This window comes from Bacteroides stercoris ATCC 43183, assembly GCF_025147325.1.
GTDB lineage: Bacteria > Bacteroidota > Bacteroidia > Bacteroidales > Bacteroidaceae > Bacteroides > Bacteroides stercoris.
In genome coordinates, this window is sequence record NZ_CP102262.1 from 322,151 (window position 1) to 334,694 (window position 12,544).

General features: G+C 50.6%; 8 protein-coding genes. 5 read left to right on the forward strand and 3 right to left on the reverse strand.

What is annotated here, in order from left to right:
- Window positions 1-79: 79 nt before the first annotated feature.
- The gene (locus tag NQ565_RS01225; RefSeq protein ID WP_040315500.1) at window positions 80-1,330 is read right to left on the reverse strand and encodes a cofactor-independent phosphoglycerate mutase; all 1,251 of its coding nucleotides are present in this window, start codon (window positions 1,328-1,330) and stop codon (window positions 80-82) included.
- A gap of 41 nt (window positions 1,331-1,371) precedes the next feature.
- Window positions 1,372-3,804: a bifunctional aspartate kinase/homoserine dehydrogenase I gene (gene thrA, locus NQ565_RS01230; protein ID WP_005652259.1), complete on the reverse strand. Its 2,433-nt coding sequence runs from the start codon at window positions 3,802-3,804 to the stop codon at window positions 1,372-1,374.
- A gap of 448 nt (window positions 3,805-4,252) precedes the next feature.
- On the opposite strand from thrA, the gene NQ565_RS01235 reads away from it, so the two are divergent.
- Window positions 4,253-5,290 carry an asparaginase gene (locus tag NQ565_RS01235; protein WP_005652260.1) on the forward strand — a complete coding sequence of 346 codons (1,038 nt, stop codon included), beginning with the start codon at window positions 4,253-4,255 and terminating at the stop codon, window positions 5,288-5,290.
- Window positions 5,291-5,302: 12 nt separating this feature from the next.
- Here the strand turns inward: NQ565_RS01235 and NQ565_RS01240 are convergent, their stop codons facing one another.
- The gene (locus NQ565_RS01240) at window positions 5,303-5,848 is read right to left on the reverse strand and encodes a beta-class carbonic anhydrase (RefSeq protein ID WP_005652261.1); all 546 of its coding nucleotides are present in this window, start codon (window positions 5,846-5,848) and stop codon (window positions 5,303-5,305) included.
- A gap of 117 nt (window positions 5,849-5,965) precedes the next feature.
- Here NQ565_RS01240 and radA point away from each other — a divergent pair, with 117 nt between their 5' ends.
- The 4 genes from radA (at window position 5,966) to NQ565_RS01260 (ending at window position 12,303) form a co-directional block, all read left to right on the forward strand.
- Window positions 5,966-7,333 (forward strand): DNA repair protein RadA, encoded by a 1,368-nt coding sequence (gene radA, locus NQ565_RS01245; RefSeq protein ID WP_005652262.1) that lies wholly within the window; start codon window positions 5,966-5,968, stop codon window positions 7,331-7,333.
- Between the two features lie 74 nt (window positions 7,334-7,407).
- The gene (locus tag NQ565_RS01250) at window positions 7,408-8,994 is read left to right on the forward strand and encodes an NAD(P)/FAD-dependent oxidoreductase (protein WP_005652263.1); all 1,587 of its coding nucleotides are present in this window, start codon (window positions 7,408-7,410) and stop codon (window positions 8,992-8,994) included.
- A gap of 97 nt (window positions 8,995-9,091) precedes the next feature.
- Window positions 9,092-9,712 (forward strand): response regulator transcription factor, encoded by a 621-nt coding sequence (locus NQ565_RS01255; protein ID WP_005652264.1) that lies wholly within the window; start codon window positions 9,092-9,094, stop codon window positions 9,710-9,712.
- Between the two features lie 113 nt (window positions 9,713-9,825).
- Window positions 9,826-12,303: a TonB-dependent receptor gene (locus tag NQ565_RS01260; protein WP_005652265.1), complete on the forward strand. Its 2,478-nt coding sequence runs from the start codon at window positions 9,826-9,828 to the stop codon at window positions 12,301-12,303.
- Window positions 12,304-12,544 lie beyond the last annotated feature (241 nt).

Below are 12,544 nucleotides of genomic sequence, written 5' to 3' on the forward strand. Positions count from 1 at the left end.
TTAAATATTAAAGAATTAATAATTAAAGGCTATGACGCTGTACCAAATGATAATCAGCACATTTGGGCATGTCATCTCATTATCCCTTCATAAATTCGTTTATAAACTCATCTTCTTTCATCAGACCGTAGCTGCCGCTGCAAGCCGCCACTTCATCAAAAGTCTGCACCTCGTCCGGCTCAATACCCGGATACCAAATAAAGAAAGGTACCGGTTCGTTGGTATGTGTACGCAGCTCGCAGGGAGTAGGATGATCGGGCAAAACGGCAATGGCGACAGGTTCTTCCCAATCTTTCACCGCTTCATAAATAGGACCTACGGCGCGGCTATCCAGATTTTCAATGGTCAGCCTCTTCAAAGAAAGGTCTCCTTCATGTCCCGCCTCATCGCTGGCCTCGATATGCAGGTAAACGAAATCATCCGTTTTCAGTGCGTCAAGAGCGGCAGCCACTTTATTCTCGTAATTGGTATCGTACAGTCCGGTCGCTCCTTCCACCGTCAGGCGGCGCAGTCCGGCATAATAGCCGATACCGTTAATCAAATCTACGGCAGAGATTACAGCGCCTTTCCTCACTTGAGGAAACTTATCCGAAAGTGTTTCCATCTGCGGACGATAACCCGGACTCCACGGCCAAATACTGTTAGCCGGGTCTTTGCCTTCGGTTGCACGCTTCCTATTGACGGGGTGTTCTTTCAGCAATTCTTGCGAACGCATGATTAAATCGTTAATCAGATCGGCGGTTTGTTGCGGGGTCAAATCGGCTTGTCCTTCGGGAACGGTGATACTTTCCGTACCTGCCATAGGCTTTACCAGCAACGGCCGATAGGGTTTCAGAGGGACATCATGCGGGGGAGTGCAGGCTATACGCTTGTCTCCACCTTTTATTACCAACAAATGCCGGTATTGCACACCCGTATGGAAACGCACGCGCTCATTACCCAAATGTTCCTGCAGATATTTCACCAGCACATCGGCTTCTTCGGTCGTAATATGTCCCGCCGAATGGTTCTTGATAGCATCTCCTTCAATGCAGATAATATTACAGCGCATCGCCATTTCACCCGGCTTCAGGTCTACACCGATACTTGCCGCTTCCAACGGGCCGCGTCCCTCATATACTTTCGGCAGGTCATAGCCCAAAACGGACATATTGGCAACCTCACTGCCGGGATGAAATCCGTCGGCAACAGTTTTTAACCTGCCTACACGCCCCATCCGGGCAAGCTTATCCATATAGGGCGTTTTAGCTGCTTGCAACAAAGTCCTGCTTTCCAAAGACTTTACAGGCCAGTCGGCCATACCGTCACCTAATATAATAATGTGTTTCATACCCATGAATCTTGAAATCCAAGTACGAAGTTCGTACTTAATTAAACGTTCGCAATACTCATAATGTCCGCAAATACTCCCGCAGCCGTTACACCGGCACCGGCACCGTAGCCTTGTATCATCATCGGATATTCCTTATAACGCTCTGTTGTCAGCAAGATAATATTGTTGCTGCCTTCCAGCCCATAGAACGGGTGATTGACACCCACTTCCTGCAGTCCTACGGATGCCTTGCCGTTCTCCAGTCTGGCAACGAAACGCCAATGCTTGTTTTCCGCTTCCAACACCTTGCGGCGTGCTTCAAAGCCGGCGTCGAGGCTCGGCACTTTCTTCCAGAAGTCATCCAAAGAACCTTCGAAGAAGTCATCGGGTACAAAGAGATTCTTTTCCACATCACTTTGCTCGATGCGATAACCGGCTTCACGTGCAAGGATTACCAGTTTGCGGATTACATCCTTACCGCTGAGGTCGATACGTGGATCGGGTTCGGAATAACGTTCCTCCTGAGCCATTTTAATGGTTCTGCTGAAAGGAATATCCGCGCTTATCTTGTTGAATATATAATTCAGCGTACCGCTCAGCACGGCTTCAATCTTCAGTATCTTGTCACCGCTATGAATAAGGTCGTTAATGGTATTGATGATAGGCAGCCCTGCACCTACGTTCGTCTCAAACAGATATTTCACGCCGCGCTGGCGGGCTATCTGCTTCAGTTCCCGGTAGTTTTCATACTCCGAAGAAGCTGCAATCTTATTGGCGGCTACAACCGAAACGTTGTGCATCAAAAGGTCTTTATACAAGGAAGCCACTCCTGCGCTTGCCGTACAGTCCACGAATACGGAGTTAAAGATATTCATGCCGATAATCTCGTTACGAAGCGTATCCAGAGAGCTTTCCTTACCTTTCTCCGCCAATTCTTCGCGAAAGCGTCCCAAGTCAAATCCCTCGCGGCTGAAGATTGCTTTGGAAGCATCGGCAATACCTACCACATTCAGTTGCAAGCCGTTCTCCTGCATCAATTTCTGACGCTGGCTGTGAATCTGTTCTATCAAACTGCCGCCTACCGTACCAACTCCGCAGATAAAGAGATTCAATACCTGATATTCCGACAGGAAGAAAGAGTCATGGATCACGTTCAAAGACTTGCGCAGCGACTTGCTGTCTACCACAAACGAAATATTCGTTTCCGAAGCGCCCTGTGCACAAGCTATCACATTGATACCGTTACGTCCCAGCGTACCGAACAGCTTACCGGCAATACCCGGCGTATGCTTCATATTCTCACCTACAATGGCTACCGTAGCCAAATCCTTCTCAGCCTGTATGGGTGAAATCTCTCCCATTTCAATCTCTTTGACAAACTCTTCGTTCAGAACTTCACAAGCCAGGTCGGCATCCGCATTACGCACACCGATGGAAGTAGAATTCTCCGAAGATGCCTGCGATACGAGGAACACGCTGATACCGTTCTTTGCCAAAGCCTTAAAGATACGGTAGTTCACACCAATCACGCCTACCATACCGAGTCCCTGCACCGTTATCAGACTTGTATCGTTGATAGACGAAATACCTTTAATGGCTTTACTTTGTGGATTGGAAACATCCTGCTTGATGACCGTTCCCGCTCCGTCGGGATTGAACGTGTTCTTTATTATAATAGGTATGTTCTTGTGGCAAACCGGATAGATGGTAGGCGGATACACTACCTTAGCGCCGAAGTTGCAAAGTTCGGTAGCTTCTACATAGCTCAGTTCATTAATGGTATAAGCCGTGGAAATCACACGCGGATCGGCGGTCATGAAACCGTCCACATCCGTCCAGATTTCCAGTGCATCGGCATCCAGCGCCGCAGCTATGATGGCAGCCGTATAGTCGGAACCTCCGCGACCGAGGTTGGTCACCTCGCCCGTAATCTTATCCGTAGAGATAAATCCCGGAACCAGCACCCGTCGGGGCATATCCTTGAAAGTCTCGCGCACCAGGGAAGTAGTAAGCTCCGTATCCAATACATGCTTGGAATGTTTCTTCTCCGTTTTGATGAACCGGCGCGAATCAAACCATTCCGCACCCGTCAGTTGCGCTGCAATAATGGATGAAAGGCGTTCGCCGTAGCTCACAATCGTATCGGATGTTTTCGGCGAGAGGTCCTTTATCAGGTAAATGCCCTGGAAGATGTCTTTCAGCTCATTAAGCAACTCACCCACCCGGCGTTGCAGTGATACTTGCGCCTCACCTGCCGGAATTACTTCCTTTATCATTTCCACATGACGATAGACAATCTCACGAAACTCGTTTTCATAAGAGGAATCACCGGCAGCCGCCATTTTCGAAGTATTGATCAGCTTGTCCGTAATGCCGCCCAAGGCAGACACTACCACTATTAAAGGTTCGTTTATAGCCTCTACAATTCTCTTAACGCTTAAAATACTGCTCGCAGAACCTACGGATGTTCCGCCGAATTTTATTACTTTCATATCTTTTTATCGGATTGAAACGGTTGATACAATTGTCAAAACAAGCTGCTATGGCCCGTATAGACTTTAACTAAATAAGAAAAACTGCTGAAAAATTGGTGTAACACGTAGAAACACAAAATACTATCCCTAACCCCTAAGGGTCATGGTACACATGGATGTGACTGTATGTTGATAGTACTTGTTCATTCTCTCTTACTGCTATCGCTTATGATAAGTGTTGCAAAAGTAACAATAAAAACATTCAAACTATTACATTTTATGACTTTTTTGCGATAAAAATACAGATTCATTCTATAAAGGGAAGAAATATGTACATATTACGGCTACCATATTCACGCTTTTCCAAACAAAGAGATATAAATACTGGCATAGTTTTATAACACTTTGCTATTATTTTAGAGATATATTACTATCTTTGCATGGTAATTATGTAAGAATTGAGCGTATGTCCCCAAATAATACTTCCGTTTTGTTAATTTACACCGGTGGCACTATCGGCATGATAGAAAATGCAGAAACCGGAGCTTTGGAGAGCTTCAACTTCGAACATTTACAGAAGCATGTACCCGAGCTTCAGAATTTTACGTTCCGCATTGATACCTATCAGTTCGATCCGCCTATGGATTCTTCGGATATGGATCCGGATGCCTGGCGCAAACTCGTACGCATTATCAGCGACAACTACAATCAATATACGGGCTTTGTCATCCTTCACGGCACGGATACCATGGCCTACACGGCATCCGCTCTCAGCTTTATGCTCGAGGGCCTCAACAAGCCCGTCATCCTCACGGGTTCGCAGCTTCCTATCGGCGTGCTCCGTACCGACGGTAAAGAAAATCTGCTGACAAGTATCGAAATTGCCACTGCCCGGCATCCCAACGGCCGGCCTATCGTGCCGGAAGTATGTATCTTCTTTGAGAATCACTTGACACGCGGCAACCGTACCACCAAAATAAATGCGGAGAACTTCAATGCTTTCCGCTCGTACAATTACCCTGTACTTGCTTCTGCCGGCATACATATTAAATATAATAATGTGCAGATTCATACGGAGAACGTACAAAGAGAGTTGCAGCCACACTACCTGCTCGATACCAATATAGCCATATTGAAGCTCTTCCCCGGCATTCAGGAAAACGTGGTGGATGCCATTCTCGCTATAAAGGGACTGAAAGCTGTGGTGCTGGAAACTTACGGTTCGGGCAATGCTCCGTTGAAAGAGTGGTTTCTCCATCATCTGCACAATGCCTGCGAACAAGGCATTATCATTGTAAACGTTACCCAATGCAGCGCCGGTACGGTAGAAATGGAGCGTTATGAAACGGGATACCGTCTGATGCAGGCAGGCGTGGTGTGCGGATACGACAGCACAACAGAGTCCGCTGTAACCAAACTGATGTTCCTGTTAGGTCACAACTATCCCCCCGCAAAAGTACGCGACCTGATGAGCCGCCCTCTTGCAGGTGAGATAACGATATAGGAAGAGAGGAGTTTACGCCACTACGGGAGTCAAGGCCCCGGTAATCGAATCGATGATAAACCCGGAAACATGGACATCCTCCGGTATCAGCGGATGGTCAAGAATGGCTTTCACCGTTTCTCTTACGGACTTCTCCGTATCTCCGAAGCCATAAAGCCACGAATCGAAATCCACTCCGCAGAAACGTATCATATCTATCGTTTCCTGTTTGATGCCGCGCGCCTTCATGTGCTCTATCATCTGGGCGCTGCTCATGTGGCACGCACCGCAATCGGAATGTGCAATGACCATGACCTCTTTCACCCCCAACTCGTAGATAGCCACCATAAGGCTGCGTATAACGCTGCCGAAAGGATGCGAAATGATTCCGCCCGCATTCTTTATCATCTTTACATCACCGTTCTTTATGCCCAGAGCTGCCGGCAGCAATTCGGTCAGACGGGTGTCCATACAGGAAAGGATGGCGATTTTCTTATCGGGATATTTATTGGTGATATACTTCTCATATCCCTTATTCTCTACAAACCGCTTATTGTATTCAAGAATATCTTCTATCATAGTATAATCCCCGTTTTATGTTTTTGAGAACAAATATAGAAAAAACTCTGTGACACACCGCCAGCCCTGAAACGAAAAATCGTACCTTTGGGCAATTATTCTAAAGGAAGTTCTTTTATGGCAAAAGAGAAAACGGTATATGTATGCAGCAATTGCGGGCAGGAATCGCCTAAATGGGTAGGCAAATGTCCGTCGTGCGGAGCGTGGAACACCTATGTAGAAGAGATTGTACGCAAGGAAACCGTAAACAAACGTCCGGTATCGGGCATGGAAACCGCCAAAGCAAAGCCCGTGACACTGGATGAAATCGCTGCCGATGACGAACCCCGTATCGACCTGCACGATGCGGAGCTGAACCGGGTATTGGGCGGCGGTCTGGTACAAGGCTCGCTGGTGCTGATAGGCGGCGAACCGGGTATCGGAAAATCCACCCTGGTGCTGCAGACCATCCTCCGCATACCGGAGAAACGTATCCTCTACATATCCGGCGAAGAAAGCGCCCGGCAGCTGAAGCTGCGTGCCGACCGTCTGTCAGGCACATCCGCCGACTGCCTGATTGTCTGCGAAACCTCGTTGGAACAGATTTACGTCCACATAAAGAATACACGCCCCGATTTAGTCATAATAGACTCCATACAAACTATCTCCACAGAGACGCTCGAATCCTCTCCCGGCAGCATAGCCCAGGTGAGGGAATGCTCCGCCTCGATCCTGCGCTTCGCCAAAGAAACGCATACGGCGGTCATCCTCATCGGCCATATCAACAAGGAAGGAAGCATTGCCGGGCCTAAGGTACTGGAGCACATCGTGGACACCGTGCTCCAATTTGAAGGCGACCAACATTATATGTACCGCATCCTGCGCAGCATCAAAAACCGTTTCGGCAGCACTGCCGAGTTGGGCATCTATGAGATGAGACAGGACGGACTGCGGCAGGTAAGCAATCCTTCGGAACTGCTCCTCAGCCAAGACCATGAAGGAATGAGCGGCATAGCCATCGCTTCGGCCATAGAAGGCATACGACCGTTCCTGATAGAAACGCAGGCATTGGTGAGCAGTGCCGTTTACGGCAACCCGCAACGTTCCGCCACCGGCTTCGACATACGGAGAATGAACATGCTGTTGGCTGTACTGGAAAAGCGGGTCGGCTTCAAGCTTGCCCAAAAGGACGTCTTTCTCAACATTGCCGGCGGACTGAAAGTGAACGACCCCGCCATCGACCTGGCAGTTATCAGCGCCATTCTGTCCAGCAACATGGATACCGCCATAGAACCCGAAATCTGCATGGCGGGAGAAATAGGCCTGTCCGGCGAGATCCGCCCCGTAAACCGGATTGAGCAACGCATCGGCGAAGCGGAGAAGCTCGGTTTCAAACGGTTTATATTGCCCAAATATAATCTGCAGGGACTGAACGCGTCCAAATTGAAGATTGAGCTGATACCGGTAAGAAAGGTGGAAGAAGCCTTCCGGGCATTGTTCGGCTAAGTCCTCCATAGGATGAGTCCGCCGCAGGAGATACGGATTGATACACATTATATATAGATATAGAAAGAAACCCAATGATACAAGAATACCAATTGCGCGTGTTGCCTGAGGTTGCAGCCAACGAACAACGCATAAAAGAATACCTCATACAAGAGAAAGGAGTGAGCGCACGCGACATTACGGCTACGCGCATTCTGAAACGCAGCATTGATGCACGCCAGCGGACCATCTTCGTAAACCTGACCGTGCGTGCTTATCTCAACGAGTTGCCGAAAGAGAAGGAGTATCAGGAAACCGTCTATAACGATGTGTCGGACAAGCCGCAAGTTATCGTTGTGGGAGCCGGTCCCGGCGGACTGTTTGCCGCCTTGCGTCTGATAGAGCTGGGCTTGCGCCCCGTCATCGTGGAGCGCGGAAAGAATGTACGCGACCGCAAGAAAGACCTTGCCCTGATAGGAAGGGAACAGACCGTCAACCCGGAATCCAATTACAGTTTCGGAGAAGGCGGTGCAGGCGCCTATTCGGACGGCAAGCTCTATACCCGCAGTAAAAAACGGGGAAACGTAGACAAAATCCTGAACGTATTCTGCCAGCACGGCGCTTCATCTTCCATACTCGTAGACGCCCATCCCCATATCGGCACGGACAAACTGCCGCGGGTCATAGAAAACATGCGGAACACCATTATCGGTTGCGGCGGTGAAGTGCACTTTGAGACACGGATGGATGCTCTTATTATTGAAAACGATGAAGTGAAAGGCATCGAAACCGATACCGGCCGGACATTCCTCGGTCCTGTAATACTTGCTACCGGACACTCCGCACGCGATGTATACCGCTGGCTGGCAGCCAACGGAGTGGAAATAGAAGCCAAAGGCATCGCCGTAGGAGTACGTCTGGAACATCCCGCTTCCCTGATAGACCGGATACAATACCACAACCGCAACGGACGCGGCAAATACCTGCCCGCCGCCGAGTACAGCTTCGTTACCCAAGTGGACGGAAGAGGCGTGTACAGCTTCTGCATGTGTCCCGGCGGCTTTGTGGTTCCGGCAGCCAGCGGTCCCCAGCAAATCGTAGTCAACGGAATGAGCCCCAGCAACCGGGGGTCCCGGTGGAGCAATTCGGGAATGGTAGTGGAGCTGCGTCCGGAAGACTTGGAGAATAAGGAGTTAAGAATGATGAATGAAGAGCCGGCTTTCAACTCCCAACTCAACATGATGTATTTTCAGGAAGCTCTGGAACGCCTCTGCTGGCAACAGGGCAACATGAAGCAAACAGCCCCCGCGCAACGCATGGCGGACTTTACCAGGAAAAAGCTCAGCTACGACCTGCCGGAAAGTTCATACGCCCCCGGACTGGTATCGTCGCCTCTGCACTTCTGGATGCCGCCGTTCATTGCCGACCGGCTGAGCAAAGGTTTCCAGCAATTCGGGAAATACAGCCACGGTTTCCTCACCAACGAAGCTGCCATGATTGGCGTTGAAACCCGTACATCGGCTCCGGTGCGCATTGTCAGAGACAAAGACACCTTGCAGCATATCCGTTTGAAAGGGCTGTTTCCCTGCGGAGAGGGAGCCGGATATGCAGGCGGCATCGTGTCGGCAGGTATCGACGGAGAACGGTGTGCGGAAGCCGCAGGCCGGCTTTTGCTGCAATGAGAGCAGCAGAGTTCCGCATGCAGGTGAAATTCATTTCCCCGCATTGCAAGGATGATACAAAAATAATCCGTACTTTTGCGGGCAAACCTATACCGTTATGACAGCTCCCGAAATAGCAATCGTCGCTCCCAACACATTGACCTCTTTGGGATTGCAGAACCTTCTGGAAGAGATTATCCCGATGGCTACCATCCGTGTGTTCCGCTCCTTCGCCGAACTCATGGATGATACGCCCGACATGTATGCCCATTATTTCATCTCTTCCCAAATATATTTCGAGCATACCTCATTCTTCCTGCCCCGAAAGCCCAAGACCATCGTACTGGCAGGCGGCGACAACCAGCCTCAGCTATCGGGCGTGCCGACCCTGAACATCTATCAGGACGAGAAAGGCCTCGTAAAAGACATTCTGCAACTCCATCGGTACGGACACCAGCACGGACACCCCGACAAGCAACCGGACAGTCTCCGCTCCACCATGCCGCCTCATGCCGCCGGCAACACCGATGCCCACGAACTTTCCGCCCGCGAGATAGAAGTGCTGGTGCTCATCACCAAAGGGCTTATCAACAAGGAGATTGCCGACAAACTGAACATCAGCCTCACCACCGTCATCACCCACCGCAAGAACATTGTGGAGAAACTGGGCATCAAGTCCGTATCGGGACTGACAATCTATGCCGTGATGCACGGCTACATCGATGCCGACAGGATATAAACCGGATGGCAATCCCCCTGCCGCCCCGCATCTCCCGGCATCATAATCCTCATAAATTAGGATTGCACGGGCTGGAGATTTCGCGTTACTTTGCAAGCGAAACAAAACCAGTTATGAAACAATATAAGATTATTCCCCTGATTCTGACGTTCCTCACTGCCGGTAATGTGTCGGCAGCAGATCTGGACACCTTGAAAGTAGTAGACGTGGAAGAAGTCCTCGTCATCGCAGCCCCCAAAGAAAACCGCAAGCTGCGCGAACAGCCCACAGCCGTCACCCTGCTTTCGCAGCAGGACATGCAGGCGGCACAGGTGAACTCTATCAAGAACCTGACCGGGCTCGTTCCCAACATGTTCATCCCCGACTACGGTTCGCGCCTTACTTCCGCCGTCTATATCCGCGGTATCGGTTCGCGCATCAACACGCCGTCCGTGGGACTGTATGTGGACAATATCCCCTACATCGACAAGTCCGCTTTCGACTTCGACTACTCCGACATCGAACGCATCGACGTACTGCGCGGCCCGCAAGGAACGCTGTACGGACGCAATGCGATGGGCGGACTGATCAAGATTCACACCAAATCGCCTTTCTCCTATCAGGGCACGGACTTGCGCATCGGCGCAGGCACGCACAATGCCTACAACACTTCGCTGACGCATTACCACCGGGTGTCCGAGCGTTTCGCTTTCTCTACCGGCGGCTTCTATGACTACGAAGGCGGCTTCTTCCGTAACGCAGCGCTGGAGAATAAGAAGACAGACAAGAGCCAATCGGCCGGCGGACGCTTCCGCGGCATCTACCTGCCTTCCGAGAACTGGAAAGCAGACCTGAACGTGAGCTACGAATACAGCGACCAGGGCGGCTATCCGTACTATTATACCGGCAGCGTCAACCCCGCCGCCCAAAGCGAAGAGATGAAATCCTATATCGGCACAATCTCCAACAACCGCGAAAGCAGCTACTACCGTAACCTGCTGAATACAGGGCTGAACCTCGAATATCAGGCGCAGCGCTTCACCCTGAGCGCCGTAACGGGCTATCAGTTCCTGAAAGACCGCATGTTCATCGACCAGGATTTTACGGCGAAAGACATCTATACGCTGGAACAGAAGCAACGCATCCATACCCTGAGCGAAGAGATTGTGATGAAAAGCAAAGGCAGCAGCCGCTGGCAATGGGCTACGGGCGTCTTCGGCTTCTACCAGTGGCTGAAAACCGACGCTCCGGTGACCTTCAGGGAAGACGGCATGGGAATGCTGGGGCAGATGCTGGGCAGTGTAATCCCGTCCAAAATAGAAGTTCCCATGCCCATGCCCGGTATGGGAATCAATATCCTGCCGTCCTTGCGGCCCGGCAACAGCAATCTGCTCATCAACGGTAATTTCGACACACCGCTTCTCAACGGAGCGTTGTTCCACCAGTCTACTTTCCGGGACCTGTTCGGTCTTACGGGATTATCTTTCACCGCCGGTCTGCGCCTGGATTATGAGAAGATGAAGATGACCTACGACTCCGGCACTGCAATGGACTATACGGTAGGTATCAAAGGAGAAATGGTACGGGGCGGGCAGGTTATCAAAGAAATACCGATGATGCCCGAAACGGCGCTCACCGTACAGTCGCGCTACCACGGTTCCATCGACAAGGATTACCTGCAACTGCTGCCGAAGTTTGCCCTTCAATACGACTTCAAGAACAATCGGGGCAACGTCTATGCAACCGTGAGCAAGGGCTACCGTTCGGGCGGATACAACATCCAGATGTTCTCCGACCTGTTGCAGTCCAGCCTGAAAAACGACATGATGCGGCAGACAAAAGAGGAGATTCTAAAAGCCGTAGAGGGTTCTCCCAGCGCATCCTACAAAGACCTTATCAACGAAATGTTCCCCGACGCAGGCGAGAATCCCGACGCCCGCTCCGCCACCGAATACAAACCGGAGCAAACCTGGAACTACGAAATCGGTACTCACCTGAATCTTTTCAATAACCGTCTGCGTACCGATGCCGCACTCTTCTGGCTGGAGACGCGCGACCAGCAAATCTCACGCTTTGCAGGAGCAAGCGGCTTGGGACGCGAAACGGTGAATGCAGGCAAAAGCCGCAGCCTCGGCGCCGAACTGTCTCTGACTGCCGCCATTACTGCCGACTTCACGCTGAACACCAGCTACGGCTATACGTATGCCACCTTTAAGGACTACGTAACCAATGCCCGCGTCAACGGACAGCTTCAGGAAATCAGCTACAACGGCAACTACGTGCCTTTCGTTCCCAAACACACGCTGACCGTAGGCGGACAGTACATTTTCCGCATCAACCCGGGATATTGGCTGGAGCGCATCCAACTGAATGCCGGATACACCGGTGCGGGACGTGTGTACTGGACGGAAGAGAACACCGTCAGCCAATCATTCTACGGCACACTGAACGGACGCATCAGTTTCCAGAAAGGCCGCGGACAGATAGACTTCTGGGTGCGCAATGCACTGGACAAGGATTACGCCGCCTTCTATTTCGAAAGCATGGGCAACGGATTTATGCAGAAAGGACGTCCCATCCAGGCCGGAATAGAACTGCGTTGCAGATTTTAGCAAACAGAGTTTGCCGACTTTTACAAGCAGGTAAATCAGAATTGTAAGCCTCTTAATATAAACCGGTTTCGTGTACCAAAGTAATACCCCGCTTTGGTACACGAAATACCAACCGTTGGTACGGGAGCTACCAAGCATTGGTACGTGAAGTACCACACTATGGTACGCGGACTACCAAGCGTTGGTACACGGAGTACCAACTGCCGGTAGCCGAGGTACCTCCCTTTGGAATGCGAAGTAC

Coding starts and splice junctions, on each gene's coding strand:
- thrA (WP_005652259.1), bottom strand. CDS start 3,804: ATGAAAGTAATAAAATTCGGCGGAACATCCGTAGGTTCTGCGAGCAGT.
- NQ565_RS01255 (WP_005652264.1), top strand. CDS start 9,092: ATGACAGCTCCCGAAATAGCAATCGTCGCTCCCAACACATTGACCTCT.
- radA (WP_005652262.1), top strand. CDS start 5,966: ATGGCAAAAGAGAAAACGGTATATGTATGCAGCAATTGCGGGCAGGAA.
- NQ565_RS01260 (WP_005652265.1), top strand. CDS start 9,826: ATGAAACAATATAAGATTATTCCCCTGATTCTGACGTTCCTCACTGCC.
- NQ565_RS01250 (WP_005652263.1), top strand. CDS start 7,408: ATGATACAAGAATACCAATTGCGCGTGTTGCCTGAGGTTGCAGCCAAC.
- NQ565_RS01225 (WP_040315500.1), bottom strand. CDS start 1,330: ATGAAACACATTATTATATTAGGTGACGGTATGGCCGACTGGCCTGTA.
- NQ565_RS01235 (WP_005652260.1), top strand. CDS start 4,253: ATGTCCCCAAATAATACTTCCGTTTTGTTAATTTACACCGGTGGCACT.
- NQ565_RS01240 (WP_005652261.1), bottom strand. CDS start 5,848: ATGATAGAAGATATTCTTGAATACAATAAGCGGTTTGTAGAGAATAAG.